The 16,533-nt window shown below is 33.9% G+C and carries 14 protein-coding genes; 7 read left to right on the top strand and 7 right to left on the bottom strand.

Annotated elements, in window-relative coordinates; genetic code table 11:
- The first annotated feature begins 27 nt into the window (after window positions 1-27).
- Together trhA and galE are read left to right on the top strand one after the other, a co-directional pair.
- On the top strand, window positions 28-675 hold the full coding sequence (trhA, locus tag NSQ69_RS26930) for a PAQR family membrane homeostasis protein TrhA (RefSeq protein WP_002016441.1): 648 nt from the start codon (window positions 28-30) through the stop codon (window positions 673-675).
- Between the two features lie 183 nt (window positions 676-858).
- The gene (galE, locus tag NSQ69_RS26925; RefSeq protein ID WP_002130169.1) at window positions 859-1,875 is read left to right on the top strand and encodes a UDP-glucose 4-epimerase GalE; all 1,017 of its coding nucleotides are present in this window, start codon (window positions 859-861) and stop codon (window positions 1,873-1,875) included.
- 49 nt (window positions 1,876-1,924) lie between these two features.
- Here galE and pelG read toward each other — a convergent pair whose 3' ends face one another.
- The 5 genes from pelG to NSQ69_RS26900 are packed head-to-tail and all read right to left on the bottom strand — an operon-like array spanning window position 1,925 to window position 8,754.
- The gene (gene pelG / locus NSQ69_RS26920) at window positions 1,925-3,382 is read right to left on the bottom strand and encodes an exopolysaccharide Pel transporter PelG (RefSeq protein WP_341099848.1); all 1,458 of its coding nucleotides are present in this window, start codon (window positions 3,380-3,382) and stop codon (window positions 1,925-1,927) included.
- A complete protein-coding gene (gene pelF / locus NSQ69_RS26915; protein WP_002130165.1) occupies window positions 3,370-4,791 on the bottom strand; it encodes a GT4 family glycosyltransferase PelF in 1,422 nt (473 codons plus the stop codon). The genes pelG and pelF overlap by 13 nt, the downstream gene beginning before the upstream one ends.
- Window positions 4,792-4,794: 3 nt before the next feature.
- The gene (locus tag NSQ69_RS26910) at window positions 4,795-6,627 is read right to left on the bottom strand and encodes a DUF2194 domain-containing protein (protein WP_063226010.1); all 1,833 of its coding nucleotides are present in this window, start codon (window positions 6,625-6,627) and stop codon (window positions 4,795-4,797) included.
- Window positions 6,611-7,531: a tetratricopeptide repeat protein gene (locus NSQ69_RS26905; protein ID WP_002035014.1), complete on the bottom strand. Its 921-nt coding sequence runs from the start codon at window positions 7,529-7,531 to the stop codon at window positions 6,611-6,613. The genes NSQ69_RS26910 and NSQ69_RS26905 overlap by 17 nt, the downstream gene beginning before the upstream one ends.
- On the bottom strand, window positions 7,531-8,754 hold the full coding sequence (locus tag NSQ69_RS26900; protein ID WP_341099847.1) for a GAF domain-containing protein: 1,224 nt from the start codon (window positions 8,752-8,754) through the stop codon (window positions 7,531-7,533). The genes NSQ69_RS26905 and NSQ69_RS26900 overlap by 1 nt, the downstream gene beginning before the upstream one ends.
- A 296-nt stretch (window positions 8,755-9,050) precedes the next feature.
- Between NSQ69_RS26900 and NSQ69_RS26895 the strand changes: the two genes are divergently transcribed.
- Entirely contained in the window at window positions 9,051-9,869 is an 819-nt protein-coding gene (locus tag NSQ69_RS26895; protein ID WP_002130160.1) for an endo alpha-1,4 polygalactosaminidase, read from the top strand.
- Between the two features lie 99 nt (window positions 9,870-9,968).
- On the opposite strand, the gene NSQ69_RS26890 is transcribed toward NSQ69_RS26895, so the two are convergent.
- Entirely contained in the window at window positions 9,969-10,388 is a 420-nt protein-coding gene (locus NSQ69_RS26890; RefSeq protein WP_002167290.1) for a hypothetical protein, read from the bottom strand.
- A gap of 523 nt (window positions 10,389-10,911) precedes the next feature.
- On the opposite strand from NSQ69_RS26890, the gene NSQ69_RS26885 reads away from it, so the two are divergent.
- Window positions 10,912-11,502 (top strand): AmiS/UreI family transporter, encoded by a 591-nt coding sequence (locus NSQ69_RS26885; RefSeq protein WP_002068662.1) that lies wholly within the window; start codon window positions 10,912-10,914, stop codon window positions 11,500-11,502.
- Window positions 11,503-11,545: 43 nt separating this feature from the next.
- On the top strand, window positions 11,546-12,490 hold the full coding sequence (locus NSQ69_RS26880; protein WP_176126839.1) for an NAD-dependent epimerase/dehydratase family protein: 945 nt from the start codon (window positions 11,546-11,548) through the stop codon (window positions 12,488-12,490).
- Window positions 12,491-12,578: 88 nt separating this feature from the next.
- On the opposite strand, the gene sodA is transcribed toward NSQ69_RS26880, so the two are convergent.
- Window positions 12,579-13,205: a superoxide dismutase [Mn] gene (gene sodA, locus NSQ69_RS26875; RefSeq protein WP_063226007.1), complete on the bottom strand. Its 627-nt coding sequence runs from the start codon at window positions 13,203-13,205 to the stop codon at window positions 12,579-12,581.
- A gap of 219 nt (window positions 13,206-13,424) precedes the next feature.
- Between sodA and NSQ69_RS26870 the strand changes: the two genes are divergently transcribed.
- Both NSQ69_RS26870 and NSQ69_RS26865 read left to right on the top strand, forming a co-directional pair.
- Entirely contained in the window at window positions 13,425-14,495 is a 1,071-nt protein-coding gene (locus tag NSQ69_RS26870; protein WP_002089906.1) for a nitric oxide synthase oxygenase, read from the top strand.
- Window positions 14,496-14,856: 361 nt separating this feature from the next.
- Window positions 14,857-16,425, top strand: coding sequence for a BCCT family transporter (locus NSQ69_RS26865; RefSeq protein WP_033731133.1), 1,569 nt, complete (start codon window positions 14,857-14,859; stop codon window positions 16,423-16,425).
- Window positions 16,426-16,533 lie beyond the last annotated feature (108 nt).

Here is a 16,533-nt window from a genome sequence, read left to right as displayed (position 1 = left end):
ACATGTAATTATATGAGGGGTGTTTATATGAATGTTTATGTAAGAGAACCGGTTAATGCATTTACTCACTTAGGAGGAGCTGTATTATCATTTATTGCATTATTAGCTATGCTTGTGAAAGTTTCTGTTAAGATGCCATCTGTTGCTGCAATTACAGCTGTTATTTTATTCGGTATCGGGATGATGGTCCTTTATATGGCATCAGCTGTGTATCATAGTGTCGTAGCCAGTGAACGTGTTATTTATTTCTTTAGGAAGCTAGATCATTCTATGATTTTCATATTAATTGCAGGTACATATGCACCCTTTTGCTTAATTACATTAAATTCGGCAAATGGTTTACTATTATTTTGTTTAGTTTATGCAACGGCAATTTGTGGTATTGCTTTTAAAATGTTTTGGTTTAATTGTCCAAGATGGTTATCGACAGCAATTTATCTTCTGATGGGTTGGTTAATTGTTCTATTCTTTGCACCGCTAGCTGAGAATCTAAGTACAGGAGGTATTATTTTCTTAGTACTTGGAGGCATTTTTTATACAATTGGTGGGTTTATTTACGGTGCGAAGCCAAAATGGTTGGAGTTTAAATATATGGGACACCATGAAATTTTTCATGTTTTTGTATTGTTAGGTAGTCTTGCACATTTTCTAAGTGTATATTGTTACGTAATTTGATCAAAAAACGCCACGCGATGTCTGTTATGTGGCGTTTTTTTATTACCTGATTTGAATCGTGTATTGTACTAAAAATCATGGGATAAAATGTAAGTTTCTGTGTTCGTATAATAAACATATGATAAGAAATATGTGATATACTTTGAGAAGTTTATAATGAATGAAATATGGAGGACTATAATTATGGCAATACTTGTAACAGGTGGAGCAGGATATATTGGTAGTCATACATGCGTAGAATTACTAAAAAACGGTTACGAAATTATAGTAGTAGATAATCTTTCGAATAGCTCAGTAGAGTCTATAAATCGAGTGACAGAGATAACAGGAAAACAGTTTAAATTTTATAAAGAAGATATTTTAAATCGAGAAGCACTTGATACGATTTTTGAAGAAAATACAATTGAAGCTGTTATTCACTTTGCAGGCTTTAAGGCTGTAGGGGAATCAGTAGAAATTCCGTTAACGTATTATCATAACAACATTACAAGCACACTAGTGCTATGTGAAGTGATGCAGAAGCATAATGTGAAGAAGATGATCTTCAGTTCATCTGCAACAGTGTATGGTATTCCAGAAATATCACCAATTACGGAGGAGTTTCCATTAAGTGCAACAAATCCATATGGTCAAACGAAATTAATGATTGAGCAAATTATGCGTGATGTAGCATTTGCGGATGCAGAATGGAGTATCACATTACTTCGTTATTTCAACCCATTTGGTGCACATGAAAGTGGACGTATTGGAGAAGATCCAAACGGAATTCCAAATAACTTAATGCCATATGTAACACAAGTAGCAGTAGGGAAGTTAAAGGAATTAAGTGTATTTGGAAATGACTATCCAACAAAAGATGGCACGGGTGTCCGTGATTATATTCATGTTGTAGACTTAGCAAATGGCCATGTAAAGGCGCTTGAAAAGGTACTTGGCACTACTGGGATAGATGCATACAATCTCGGTACAGGTACTGGTTATAGTGTGTTGGAAATGGTTGAAGCATTTGAAAAGGTTTCGGGCAAAGAAGTTCCTTATAAAATTACGGAGCGTCGACCTGGTGATGTGGCAGTATGTTTTGCAGATGCATCGAAAGCGAAGCGTGAATTAGGATGGGAAGCAAAACGCGGATTAGAAGAGATGTGTGCAGACTCTTGGAGATGGCAATCAAATAACAAAAATGGCTATCTAGAAGTTTAATAAACAGATAAAAAAATGACCTTTTGCGGGAGCAAAAGGTCATTTTTATTTATTTATTTCCATTAAGTTTATTAGCAAATTTAGTAAAGAAAGTTCGCCGTTTTATAGGAGTATTTGACTGACAAAACGTATAGTAATCAATATCTTTAATGTAAGTAAAGAGTCTAGAAATAGCATATAAGAATGTAATAGAAGATCCAAGTGCAAAACTAATACCGTAACCATTGAACCCAAATGGAAGTAGAAGAAGACTTAATAACAAATTTGCAGAAAAGAACAGGGCTGATGTTCGAAATGCTTCTTTACGATCTTCAAAATATAAGAGTAGTAACGTGATAACAAGGACCATCCCGTTTGCATAAGCACCAATTATAGTCAGCTGCAAAATAGAGTATTCAAGTGTTACGTTCCCAGATTGTGAACTAAACATCCATATTATAAAAATAATAAGTAAAGAAAAAATACCTTGATTACGAAGTATTCGTTCCATTTCTTGCTTTAGGACAAAGTTCATTGATTCTTTTAATTGTAAAATTGTATTTAATGTCGCCCCATTGTTAACTGAACCGAAGAACTTCTTATACCGTTCATAAAACCTTGTTTCAATGGATACTACGAAGAAAATATAGGTTGGGATAATGCTTAAATAAGCCCAGAAAACAGATGTATCATAAATTTGATGATAAATAAACGTGTTTTCAATATTTCCTCGCCCTTCTCCGAACCAAATAACAAAGTTACATACCCAAATGCCAATATTGTAAAGTAAGCTTGACCAAAATAGTTCTGGATATTTATCTAAATAAGAAAGAAAGGTAAATTGTTCAGTAGCATCACTATTTGGAAACATTCGTACAATAACTATACTTAACCACACTAATGTAATGAAAGTCCCGATTGTAAAAGAAATTAAAAGTAATAGGGCCAATCCGTGTTCTATTCCAAGTGTTGGATGCCAGTAAGCGATAAGCGCAATTCCAGATAAGGAGAAAATGGAACCAATTAAAAATGCAAGAGCGATGGACTGATAATCTTTAGCTGCTGTTAAATAAATGGATTGAATCCAAATGATGTTTAAAGCTAAAAATAAAAATAGCATCACAATTTTATAATACAAGGCTAATGGCGTAAAAATTGCAAACAAAAGCCATAAGATAATAGCAAAAAAAAGTGTGATTTTCGTCATTCCTAAAAAGGAAGAAAATACTTTATCAGCTTTTTGCTCGTATAAAAGGTCGGCCACATATCTAGTTACGATGAGCTGCAAGGCACCATATATGATTTGAGAAAAAATGAAGCAGTATGAAATTGAAATTGTGAAAAGGCGCTGTTCCTCAATTGAAATAGAATGGAACAAACTTAAAATGTATCGAATAGCTGTTACTGCTAAAATAACGACTAACCAAGGACCAGCTGTAACAAATAATGAAAATCCGTACGCTTTTATTCTGGAAGAATAGTAGTCTTCTTGGAATAATTTTTGTAAACGAAACCCTATCCCTGCCATGTTTTTTTACCTCTTTCTAAGTAAAGCTTACGATAACTATCAACGACACCTGATAATTGATAGTGCGCTTCAATACGATTGCGCCCGTTATCCCCAAATTGTTGAATGGATTCAGGGTGACGATAATACCACTCTAAATGAATGGCAACTTGTTCAGGAGATACAGGTGGTACAACAAATCCACATTGTCCGTAAGGATCTTCATCTTGTCCGTAAATTAATTCCTTACAAGAGCCGACATCTGTAACAACCCATGGTAATCCTGCTGCCATTCCTTCTAACATAGCTAATGGTTGTCCTTCAGATATACTTGTTAATACGAGAATATCTGTTTGTTTTAAGTAATCTTTAATATTTACTTTGCCGGTCATTATTACATGCTCTTCTAATCCTAATTGTTGAATTAAATCACGACATTCCTGAGCATATTCTGCTTCTTCCGTATCAGGACCTAGTAAGTAAAATATAAATGGAATATCTTTTTCTAATAATAATTTAGCTGCATAAATCATTGTTTTTACATCTTTAATTGGCACAACTCGTATAATAGCGGAAATGATGAGTTTATCCGAATTGTATTTTGGTTTACGTAACCCTTTATAGTCAGATAAAGTAACGCCATTTGGAACGATTTTTAGTTTATGGGCCGGAGCACCTAATTCTTTTTGATATGCACTATTTCGGCCGAACAACGTAATTACATCAGCGGCTTGTTCATATGCTTGATGAGACAAGTGATGAAAGAAAGAAACCCATCTTTTTTTATATTCAATTGGTATCCAAGTAGATTGTAGTATTTCTTCTTCACGCTCCCGAGAATAAATACCGTGTTCAGTTAGAATAAATGGTATATCGGACTTGGCACTAATTGCAGCACCAAGCAATCCACCATACCCTGTCGATACAGAATGAATAAGATCTAATTCAGGAAAATCAATTTGTAAAATTTGAATGATTGGTGTGAACATAGATCTCCACATCCAAAAGTAATTTAAGAAGGATCCACTACTTTCTTCATATAAATAGCTTTCTTTAACGATTGCATAAAACTCACGGCTTTCGAAGAAGGAATGGAGTGTTCCTAGCTTTTGTTTATTTCCTAATATTTGTAATGCTGTTGTATCGTTAGCTTGAAATGTAAACCATTTTTGAAGTGTCTGTACTTCTTGTTTAGTTAAATTGGTTTTTATATATTTTGCTTCATTTTCTGATTGCAAAGGAATCAGAATGATGTCTTTTACATTGCTTGGAATTTCATATTGATATTCATCTTCTGTTTTTACTTGAGGGACTATCGCGAAAATCGTAAATTCATGTTCTTTAAACTGCTGGATAATCATTTGAACCCAGCTTGCTACCCCTCCACTTACAAAGGGATAGCTGCCTTCAACGACCAAACCTATTCTCATCTGTTATGCTCCTTTAATTGGAATCGTAGCGCTGGCTTTCGTTAACGTAACGCTATAAATTTGGGAATCAAGCTTTTTAACTGTACCGTAAGAGAATGAGCCAGGTTGTATTTTCTTACCTTCTTCTACACGTATAATTGTTGAAGTATGGTTTGGTAACCCTTTATATGCAATGTGAACAGCATCATCTTCATAAGAAACATCTAGGTCACCAGTTTGATAAATTTTCATAGAAGCAGTTGCTTCACTTTGGGTCATACTTTTTATATAAGGATATCTTTCTCGTATTTCTTTAATTGTCTTTTTATAAGCTTTAAATAATTCTTCCCATGTTAAATTACCTGAGCGTTTTTCATCAAGGATATCATCTGGATGGACGAAATGTGAGATAACCCCTAAATTTGCGGTAACATCAGTTAAGATAAATTGCTCTTCATCTGTGATAGCATAGCCGCTCGTAATGCGCGGGAAGTGATAAATGTTTTTATTATGTTCATCTGGTCCAAATTCTTGAATTAAACTACCGTTACTTTTACTTCCCACATATAGAGAAGCAACTGTTTCCATAGTTGGAACCGCGTCGTTTAATGCACTTAATCCAGTTGTATTTATAATATTGGATGGTGGTACATAGGTTTTTAATTTTTCGTTTGGAAAGAAGTTATACACGAGTTTTTGCAGAGCATCTAAGGAGCTCTCCATATCCTCTTTTGAATTCCATGGAACATATTCAAGTGCTTTATCTACTGGATCTGGTGGTAATAATAAAGGTTGATGGTTATAGCCATGAATGCCTATTTCCCCGCCGTGACTTAGTAATTCTCTCCCAAATAATAAATAGGTATTTCTATTTTTACCTGTGAAATCTTCAAAGGGTGGCGTTACTTTATTTTGGTACGTCCCAATGGCAACACCCGTATATTTAATATCAAGATCTTCAGAGATATCCTTCATATTTTTCCACCAATGTTTTTTATAAAATTCTTCAACAGAAATTTTTTCTTTCGTTAAGTTTTTTAGTTCTCCACTTGGAATCGGAGATGGGAAGTCATCGATATACATAATCTCCGCTCCAAGTTGTGCTGTAGCGAAATTTGGGAAAATAGTACCCAGTGATTGAACGAACATACCTCTACCTAATTTATCGTTCAATGCTGTTGTATTCCAATATAAGACTTTTCCTTCACCGTAGTCATTGGTCCAAAGGATGGGAGTATCTTCTGCTGTAATCCAAGTATTAGTTGTATTCTCATCTAGCGTAATATTCAGTGAGCTATGAGTAAACAGTGGAGAAGAACTTGAGAGATCTGGATAACCAGGGAATAAAACTTCTTCAAAGGTTAATCCTTTCGCATCTTTGAAACCTTCTTTTTTGGTAATACCAAATAATGTGTTCCAGGAAGGATCTGAATCAAATCGGTTTGCGATAATAATTCTTCCGCCCATTTGTACAAAATTTTGAATATCAGCTTGTGGAAGTTGCTCCATTATTTCACCTGTAATAATAATCCCTGTATAGGGAGAGGGAGTAAGTCCCTTAATTTCATTAGCTGTAATATCTTTATAGTGTAGGTGTGCGTAATCCATTGCTTTCTTCGTATTAAATTCGACTTGTTGCCCTAAGGTATTATCCGTTTTTAAAACGTATAATTGCATTTTTTGTCCATTTTGAGCTACATCTTTTGCTTTGAGTGTTTTAACAGTATCTGTTTCTTTAGTTTTAGGAACAGAAAACTTTTGATAAAAATTTCCTGTTCGATATATAAGGATGGATAAAATTAAGAGAAATAAAATGATACTAATAATCCCGATATATATATTAATCCCCTTTTTCAATGTGTGCGCCTCCAAACTGCCTTACAAATAATTGATATTTACGCGGTAGTATATGAACTCTTTTTGCATCTGTTAGATTATTGATTAAGTTATAGAGCTCGTCCCATAACTGTTGCTCATAATATATTTCAAGTAAACCAACGTAACCGTAATATGATTCAGGATAGAAATGAATAAGATTTAAAAATTGTTCTTCAGACTTTGCATATTGTTTTGTGTGTAGAAACAGATTTCCAAGATGGAAAGGGTAAAGAGGTTCGTTAGGGAATAGTTCTACACCTTGTGTAATAAAATTCATAAATTCAGCGATTATTTTTTCTTTTTGCTGATTAGAAAGAAGACCACTGTTTATATATCTTAAATAGTTAGAAACCAATTCTTTTGCAATTTCATTTTGTGGATTTTGTAGAAATTGCTTATTTAAGTATTCGATTTGTTTTTCGTACCGTTCATTTAGTAAATTAATAGTAGTTGCTGCGTAATGCACAGTTTCAGGATCTTTATGGTGAATGGCTTCTTTCAATAAGCCTCCTTCATTAGCAATAGAGGAGGAGCTTAACTGTACAATGAGTTGTTTATGTAATTCAGGCTTATCTAGTTCTAATCCAGAAGAAAATGAAATTAAGTCCATATCTTGTTTTGCTGATTCCAAAATATCTTCGTAATTATCAACGTGAAAGGCAACATAATCAGAGTATTGCTGTAACCACTCGGTTTTGGAACGTCTTATATTAAGTAATAACATGATTGCTGATACAATAAGTCCGATAAGCGGGAAAAGAAGAGATAGAATCAAGCAAAATTCAATAATTCCTTTTTTATCTTTAGTAATCAAACTTTTCGTAAATCGAAATAAAAGAAAAACCAAAATAACATAAATAAAATAAAGAAGGAGTAAAATCATTAGACTATCACTCCTTTAGAAGAAAGAGCGTTTTGTATACGAGTTTGAACTTGTATACAAAACTGTTCTTCAGTGCCAGGTAATAAAATCATGATTTTCTGCTCGGTTGTATTATAACCGAATATATCGATATATCGTAAATGGTCTTTTAAAATAGAATTTATCATTCCTAAATAATCTTGTGGAGCATTGAACTCAAAATAGGAATATGGATAAGATAGTGTTTCGTAACGTTTCTTTTCTATTTTTAGTAAATGTTCAAATTCATCTTCATAATAAATGCTTGTTTTAGGGAATGTGCGATCCTCTTGACTGGATAGCCAAAGATTAGAAGCGTTTTGTAAACGATCACCCATCCAGCGTAAATACCATGTGAAAAGTTCGAATTGCTCAGAAGTTACTTTTGAAAATTCGATTTCGTCTAATATAATGACGTATTGTACATCATCTTGGAATAGGACGGGACCAACTAAAAGTGGAGCGTCTTGAAAATCCTCATCTGTACGGAAAAAAGGTCGATTATGCGCTAGCGCATTTTTGATGACTAAGGAAGCGTTTTTAACGAAAATAGATTGAGATAATGTATTTTTACCAGTTTCAGCTCTTAATTTAATACGAAGCGATTGTTTATTGTTATCAACGTGATAGATACCAATTTTTTTTGCTCCAAAATACATTTTTAATACATTCATTCCTTCATCGAGTACAATTTCAGGATGTGTATGATTTAAAGCTTTAAACATATGATACATTTTAGATAAGTGGTTATTTGACTCAAGTACACGAGAACGTAGTGTAATACGTGTTTCATCCAATTGTTTCACGACATATTTTAATTCTTTATTTTCAGCTTTCAACTCATTATTTATCATATGTACATCTTCATAACGTTCTTTTTGTGCAGTGCTCATCAGTCCACAGCATAAACTAATAACAAGTAAGAAAATCCAACTTATCCAGTAATCTAATGAATAAAAGTACAGTAATACATCACTTTCTTTATATATACCGCTTATAAAAATATAAATCATTGCTTCCAGAAAGGCGAAAAGGGCAATAGATATGCCATACCGGCTAGAAATAATTAATGTAATAAATAAGAGTAGGAAGTATTCATACGTTGGTGTAAGAAAATCAGTTAGTATTGATAGAAAAAATAGTGCAATAAAGAGAATCGTAGGTTCAATCATCTTTTGGAATATATTAGATTGTCTATAGTGCATAAAAAACCCCTTCTTTCGTTTGCAAATTTAATTTTGAGGAATAGTACACTGAAATAAAATACATAATTTAAAAGAATTATTTTAAGATATATAATATATAAAGCCCAAATCATTTTATCAACAGAGATGTAGTAAATTCAAGTGAAATAAATTCTAATTTCTGTTAATGTATTGAATTTATTGGGATTTTTATAAAAAATCGAGTTTGAAAAAATGTAGAATGTTATGGTATTACTATATTTGTATTAACATTTAAAACAATAGAAAATTACAGTTGTATAGGGGGTAATATTATTATGGAGTGGAAACGTTCCGTATGCTTTTTAGCTATATTTTCTTTTATTTTTTCCTCAAGTACATCCGCACAAGCAAATGTTGTGGAACCAGTTTTAAAAAATGTACGAAGTTATAAAATTTATTATGGTGAAGCAAATGAGCAAGTAATTGAGAGACTTTCAAAGTATGACATGGTTATTATAGAGCCATATGCATTTACGAAAGAACAGGTTCAGCAATTAAAAAAATCAGGAACGGTAGTTCTTGGCTATGTTAGTGTTTTAGAATTAGAATCGTGGCATAAATCGCAAGTAGTTGAATCAGACTATTATTATAGAGATGGTAAGAAAATGAAGATTGAGCAGTGGGATACATATATTATGAATTTAGCTGATGAACACTACCGTGGGATTGTTGTGAATAAGGTGAAACAGCAAGTTATTGGAAAAGGAATAGATGGGGTGTTTTTAGATACAGCTGGTGATATTGATGACTATTTTTATGATCAGCCGTCTACACAAGGGAAATTTCGAGAAGCATATGTAAATTTATTAAAAGAAATTAAAAGTGTTGATTCCAACCTGCTTCTTATACAGAATTGGGGATTTGACACAATCAAAAATACATCCTTGAATTTTATACATGGTGTATTGTGGGAAGACTTCAATAAACAAGTTATTGCGAAAGATGAATGGAGTCAAAAGTGGATGCGTTATTTTAAACAACAAAGCAATAAAATTGTAACGTTTACCGTGACCCCAGATAATGTATCTAAAAAATATAGTTCTACAAATGGATTTGTTCCTACAATAAATCCGAATGATATTTATGATAAATAGCAAGTGTTCAAAATGAGATACTATCAAGATTGACTATCACGCTTTAGGTCAGTAATACGATTATCTTATAAAGATAAATGTATTACTGACCAGCCCCTTTCACATAATAGGGGAGATTAAATGAATTCGAACGAGTTGTTTATGGTATACTGTATTACCTTCTTGGCTTGTATATGGCGGGATACTTCGCCCAAAACAATTTGCAACAATATTGGAGTGGCCAGGATAAGAAATACGAATTTCATACAAATCAATAGAGTCATCTAAATCAGCATAAAAAACTGCTAAGTGGTTGCCTTGTAAAATATATGGGAATGCTACTTCCGTATTTTCACCAATTAGTACAGGTAATTTTACAGGATTAGAATAGTTAGACCAATCCCAAACCTCTATAGTTACATGGTGTGTGTAATATGCATCTAAATTTACAATGTTTACTACTGCTGAAACAGTTGCAGGCTCTCTTGTTAATACACCTGTGGAGTGAAAAACAAAATGATTTGGATAATGAAGAGGCATAAATATCAAACCTTTCTAAATTAATATGAGTGTACGATATTCTATGCAAATAATTAATAGAATGAGATAGGGAAAATTTATCATTCTACTAATTTTTTATAGAAATTCAAAACGTAGTATTGAAAAGTATTCCAACACTTGTATCATTGTTAGAGTACGTTTATAATCAAGGAATCCTATTTCATGTTTTGATAGGGTTATTTATTATTGAAAGCGTTTTAAATTTGTTATTTTTTAAGGTAGGAAGTCTAACTTATTTAGGTTAAAAATTATGTATGTAGTTTTAAATAGGAAGAAAAATAATAAAGTGAAACTTTAATCAGTGGGTGGGGGTTGTTCATCCCCACTGATTATTAGCCTTCACCAATCGGGCTTTACGGGCAGTTGATCTCCCACTTAGCTTCTTTGCTCTAGCTGAATTTTGAGGTGGGAGTTTTACTGCTCGTTAATGCGGGATAAAGCATCACTTTATATTGTGGGGAGGTTAAAAGTGTGAAAGGGAAAGATTTTCACACGAATATATATGGGTTACGTAGGATTATTACTTTCAGGTGCAGCTTTATTTTTAAATAGTCTTGTCATATTAGGCAAAGTAGAGATGAAAAGTGCAGGTGTCTTTAATTTATTTGTGGGGGCATTACAAATTATCATTCCGTTCTATTTGATTATGATTTCTGATCAAAGTAATTGGACGGTATATTCATATGCGGCTACTTTTTTATTTGGTTTAACTTATTTATATGTAGGCGTTACTTTTATTAAAGGAATGGATAGTAGTGGACTAGGCTGGTTCTGTATTTGGGTAGCAATTATTGCTTTATTTTATATGATTGTTTCATTTGTTCAATTCCACGATGTTGTTAATGCGTTAACATGGTTTATGTGGGCATTACTTTGGTATTTATTCTTTGTATTAAATGCACAAAAAAAGAATATCAATCAATATCTTGGCAGAATTGCCTTTGTACAATCATGGGTAACATTGACGTTGCCTTCACTCTTTTATTTTATGGGAGTATGGGGCGAGGGATTCATATATGAACTATGGGTTTATGTATCAGTAATTTCTATTTTATATTGCTGCTATTGTATTTTTAAATATCGAGTACGTTAATGTATCGTGTGTAGAAAAAACATGGAATCGTTAAACTGATTCCATGTTTTTTTATTTTAGCGTTTATAATAATAGAGGTAGTATTTTACAATTTGTAAAAACGGGGATGATGAAGGTGAAAAAAGTATTGGTGCTAGGGGGAACAAGATTTTTTGGTAAACATTTAGTAGAAGTACTGTTGCAAGCTGGACATGATGTAACGATTGCGACGAGGGGAGTTACTGAAGATTCCTTTGGAAGTGCAGTAAAAAGACTGATTGTAGATAGAGAAGATGAGAGGCTACTAGAAGAGCATTTTGAAGGTAAAAGTTATGATATCGTATACGATAATTTATGCTATAGCTCGAATGCAGCGAAGATAATATGTGAAGTGCTAAAAGGAAAAACGAAGAAATACATTATGACATCTTCAATGGCTGTCTATGAGCCTGCGTTAGGCCTATTAGAAGAAAACTTCAATCCGTACGAGTATACAATTACGTATGGAGGTAGGAATGATTTCAATTATAGTGAAGGCAAGCGATTAGCTGAAGCAGTTTTATTTCAACATGCAACATTCCCAGTCGTTGCGGTAAGATTTCCCGTTGTTATTGGAGAAAACGATTATACGAAAAGATTACAATTTTACGTTGAACATGTTGTGAAACAAGAGTCTATCGTTGTGGATCATGTAGATGGAGAGTTGTCATTTATACATGAAAAGGAAGCAGGACAGTTTTTAGCTTGGTGCGGGATGGAAAACATAGAAGGGCCAATTAATGCTTGTAGTAACGGGGTGGTTTCTACCAGAGAAGTTATTCGTTTCATAGAAGAGAATACCGGGATAAAAGCGCTCATTCAAGAAGTAGGAGATAATATTGCTCCTTATAATGGAGTGATTAATTGTACGTTACATAATGGAAAGGCTCGTGAATTAGGGTTCCTGTTCCGAGAGTTGAAATTAGAGACGGAAAAAGTTTTACGTTATTACATAAATACAATGAAATAATCATAAATCCCCCGGTGGCAATCCGGGGGATTCTGGAGGATTCCGATAATACTAATTTTACATTACCAAATTTACCTTATACGCACGACTAATGTGTTTGTGATTGAATTGCTTGTAAATACTTTTCATTTACCCGGTCCCAGTTCACCGTATGCCACCAGTTGGTAACAAATTCTGGACGCCGATTTTGATACTTTAAATAATAGGCGTGTTCCCATACATCGATGACGAGTAATGGAATTTTACCTTCTTGCAAAGGTGTATCTTGATTGGGTGTACTCATAACGGAAAGTTCCTCACCGTCCAGAACAAGCCATCCATAGCCACTTCCAAAACGACTAATAGCTGCTTTGGAAAGTTGATCTTTTAAGTTGTCAAAGGTATTGAAATAATAATCAATTACTTTTGCAACGTCTCCATTAGGCTCATCGCCACCTCGCGGGCTCATTAATTCCCAAAAAAGACTATGACAATAATGTCCACCACCGTTATTTCTGACAGCTGTAACAATTTCTTTTGGTAAAGTTTCTAAATTACATAGTAACTCTTCTAAAGATTTATTATGTAATTCCGTATAGTTTTCTAAAGCGGCATTCAAGTTATTTACGTATGTCGCATGGTGCTTTCCATGATGAATAGAAAGCGTGTTGCTATCGATATATGGCTCTAGTTCATCATAGTCATATGAAAGCTTTGGCAATTGAAATGAAGACATAACATTCCCTCCTTTCTTATTAAAAAAAGTTGGTCTAGGTAAAAATAATTTACCTGAGTCAAAAATACACCTATTTTTTATACAAGTCAATAGTAATCTCTTTAATTTTCTGAAAAATATTACAATAAAAGTAACACTTCGACTTTCATTTGTGACTCTTATTCTTTTTGCTTATACTGTAAAGTAGTAACGTTTTGTTGAAATAGAAGGAGATCGTTTATGAGTAAAACGAAACAATTAATAGAGGAAGCGAGTCATTTTATTACGGTTTGCTATAAAGAGCTTAATAAAGAACAATTCATAGAAGAGAGAATAAAAGAAATTCAAGTTGAGATAGAGAAGACGGGGACGTATGAGCATACATTTGAAGAACTTGTTCATGGATCACGAATGGCATGGCGCAATAGTAATCGATGTATCGGAAGACTATTTTGGAGTAAGATGCACATATTAGATGCACGTGAAGTAAATGATGAGGAAGGTGTATACAATGCATTAATTCATCATATTAAATATGCAACGAACGATGGGAAAGTTAAACCGACAATTACAATTTTTAAGCAATATCAAGGTGAAGAAAATAATATACGAATTTATAATCACCAATTGATTCGATATGCAGGATATAAAACAGAAATGGGAGTGATTGGTGACTCTCATTCCACTGCGTTTACAGATTTTTGTCAGGAACTTGGCTGGCAAGGAGAAGGTACGAATTTCGATGTATTGCCACTTGTGTTTTCTATAAACGGGAAGGCACCTATATATAAAGAAATTCCGAGAGAAGAAGTAAAAGAAGTGCCAATTGAGCACCCAGAATACCCGATTTCGTCACTTGGAGCAAAATGGTATGGGGTTCCAATGATTTCAGATATGTGCTTAGAAATTGGCGGTATTTCTTATACGGCAGCCCCGTTCAATGGATGGTATATGGGAACGGAAATTGGGGCTCGTAACTTAGCGGATCATGATCGCTATAATTTACTTCCGGCTGTTGCGGAGATGATGAAGCTCGATACATCGAGAAACGGTACGTTATGGAAAGACAAGGCGCTAATTGAATTAAACGTGGCTGTTTTACATTCTTTTAAAAAACAAGGAGTTAGTATTGTGGATCACCATACAGCTGCACAACAATTTCAACAATTTGAGAAGCAGGAAGCGGCATGTGGACGGGTTGTAACAGGTAATTGGGTGTGGCTCATTCCACCGTTGTCGCCAGCTACCACTCATATTTATCATAAACCGTATCCAAATGAAATTTTGAAGCCGAATTTCTTTCATAAATAATAGCTAGTATAGTTTTTTTTCTGCAAAATATAATTTTTTTAATTACTGTTACGTAGCAAATGGAAGCCTTTACTATCGGTTATTTTTGGAAAGGACTTTTTGAACCAAGGAGTTCCTTATGTTATAATCAAATTTCTGTTTCGAAGACCTTATAGAAATATAAGGTCTTTTGTTTTGCTTTTTTATGTAATAGGAATAGAGATTTTCTTTTAAATAAGGGATTTAGCATATTTTTAGGGACAACATAAGTGTGTAGGAAATTGATGAATTATTATACTTATATAATCATTGTGTTTTGGGTGTAAACAAGAAAACATAATAAAGTTGTTTTTTTAGATTGCTGAGGAAGGAGGAAGTGTAAATGAGGATGAAGAGTCGAAAAACGGATTGGCCTGTATTTCTTATTAGTGGTGGCTCACTTTTATTATTTGTAATTGCAGTTATTTTAAATAAAAGTTACGTAGAGGGAGCCATTAATAGCAGTTTTGCAGCTTCAATTAAATATTTTGGTGCCTTTTGGCAGGTTTTATTAATTGGTACATTTGTTGTTGCAATGTGTATGGCGTTTTCAAAATATGGGAGAGTTAAACTTGGGGGGCTAGAAAAACCTGAGATTAGTACGACAAAATGGCTCGCTATTATTATGTCTACATTACTTGCTGGAGGTGGCGTTTTTTGGGCAGCCGCAGAGCCGATGTACCATTTGATGACGGTGCCACCAATACATGAAGGTATAACTGCTGGAACGAAAGAAGCGGTAATGCCGGCTTTAGCACAAAGTTATATGCACTGGGGTTTCCTGGCTTGGACGATTTTAGGTACAATTAGTGCGGTAGTTATGATGTACGGGCATTATCATAAAGATATGCCTTTAAAACCTCGAACGCTTTTATATCCTATTTTTGGAGAGAAATTGCGAAAGAGTTGGCTTGGAACAATAATCGATGTATTTGCCATTATTGCGGTAGCTGCAGGGACGATTGGTCCAATCGGATTTTTAGGACTACAAGCAAGTTATGGGTTACAAGCATTGTTTAACATTCCTGATGTGTTTACTACTCAATTAGCCATTATTGTTTGTGTAGTAGCTGTTTCTACTATATCTGCGGTAACAGGAATTGATAAAGGGATTCAAATTATAAGTAATTTAAATGTTAGGTTAGCAGTTCTATTAATGGTATTTGTATTACTATTTGGACCAGGTGGATTTATTATCGATTCATTTGTTTCTTCGTTTGGATTTTATATAAATGAATTTATTCCAATGAGCACATATCGTGGTGATACAGCTTGGTTAGGATCGTGGACAATCTTTTTCTGGGGATGGTTTATTGGATATGGACCGATGATGGCAATTTTAGTGAGCCGAATTTCAAGAGGAAGAACAATCCGAGAAATCATCGTTGCAATTGGAATTATTGCACCTATTATTACAACGTTTTGGTTTACTATACTAGGGGGATCAGGTGTGTTTTATGAGTTAATGAATCCTGGTTCTATCTCGACCGCATTAAGTGAATCTGGTATGCCAGCGGCTATGATTGCAATTACAGAGCAACTGCCACTATCTAATATTATTGGACCTGCATTTCTTTTATTAACAATTTTATTTGTAGTGACAACAGGAGATTCAATGGCTTATTCGATTTCAATGGCAGTGACTGGAGATGGAGATCCTAGAATTAGTTTGCGAGTTTTTTGGTCGCTTATTATGGGCGCAGTTGCGGCGATTCTTTTATATATGGGTGAGGGAAGTATTAACGCCTTACAATCCTTCATTGTAGTGACGGCTGTTCCGGTATCTATTCTGTTATTCCCAATGCTATGGCTAGCGCCTAAAGTTGCAGGGGAATTAGCGTTAAAACAAGGTATTGTAAAAGAAGAAGATAAAACTAGCTTCTTGTTCCAAAAAGCTAGTAAATCAAAATAAATAATTGTATTTATATAAGAAGAGGAAGCATTTCATTTGAGATGCTTCCTCTTTGCTATTTATCCAAATACTTTTCCTGAGGGGACAGTATTTGGATAAACATTTCGT

Origin of the sequence: Bacillus sp. FSL R10-2201, assembly GCF_038008665.1 — a bacterium.
Taxonomy (GTDB): domain Bacteria; phylum Bacillota; class Bacilli; order Bacillales; family Bacillaceae_G; genus Bacillus_A; species Bacillus_A mycoides.
The sequence above is the reverse complement of the archived record's forward strand: the minus strand, read 5'-3'. Positions and strand labels throughout refer to the sequence as shown.

Bases quoted from the DNA above. Each gene is read 5' to 3' on its own strand.
- trhA (WP_002016441.1), top strand. From the start codon at position 28: ATGAATGTTTATGTAAGAGAACCGGTTAATGCATTTACTCACTTAGGA.
- galE (WP_002130169.1), top strand. From the start codon at position 859: ATGGCAATACTTGTAACAGGTGGAGCAGGATATATTGGTAGTCATACA.
- pelG (WP_341099848.1), bottom strand. From the start codon at position 3,382: ATGGCAGGGATAGGGTTTCGTTTACAAAAATTATTCCAAGAAGACTAC.
- pelF (WP_002130165.1), bottom strand. From the start codon at position 4,791: ATGAGAATAGGTTTGGTCGTTGAAGGCAGCTATCCCTTTGTAAGTGGA.
- NSQ69_RS26905 (WP_002035014.1), bottom strand. From the start codon at position 7,531: ATGATTTTACTCCTTCTTTATTTTATTTATGTTATTTTGGTTTTTCTT.
- NSQ69_RS26900 (WP_341099847.1), bottom strand. From the start codon at position 8,754: ATGCACTATAGACAATCTAATATATTCCAAAAGATGATTGAACCTACG.
- NSQ69_RS26895 (WP_002130160.1), top strand. From the start codon at position 9,051: ATGGAGTGGAAACGTTCCGTATGCTTTTTAGCTATATTTTCTTTTATT.
- NSQ69_RS26890 (WP_002167290.1), bottom strand. From the start codon at position 10,388: ATGCCTCTTCATTATCCAAATCATTTTGTTTTTCACTCCACAGGTGTA.
- NSQ69_RS26885 (WP_002068662.1), top strand. From the start codon at position 10,912: ATGGGTTACGTAGGATTATTACTTTCAGGTGCAGCTTTATTTTTAAAT.
- NSQ69_RS26880 (WP_176126839.1), top strand. From the start codon at position 11,546: ATGTTTTTTTATTTTAGCGTTTATAATAATAGAGGTAGTATTTTACAA.
- sodA (WP_063226007.1), bottom strand. From the start codon at position 13,205: ATGTCTTCATTTCAATTGCCAAAGCTTTCATATGACTATGATGAACTA.
- NSQ69_RS26870 (WP_002089906.1), top strand. From the start codon at position 13,425: ATGAGTAAAACGAAACAATTAATAGAGGAAGCGAGTCATTTTATTACG.
- NSQ69_RS26865 (WP_033731133.1), top strand. From the start codon at position 14,857: ATGAGGATGAAGAGTCGAAAAACGGATTGGCCTGTATTTCTTATTAGT.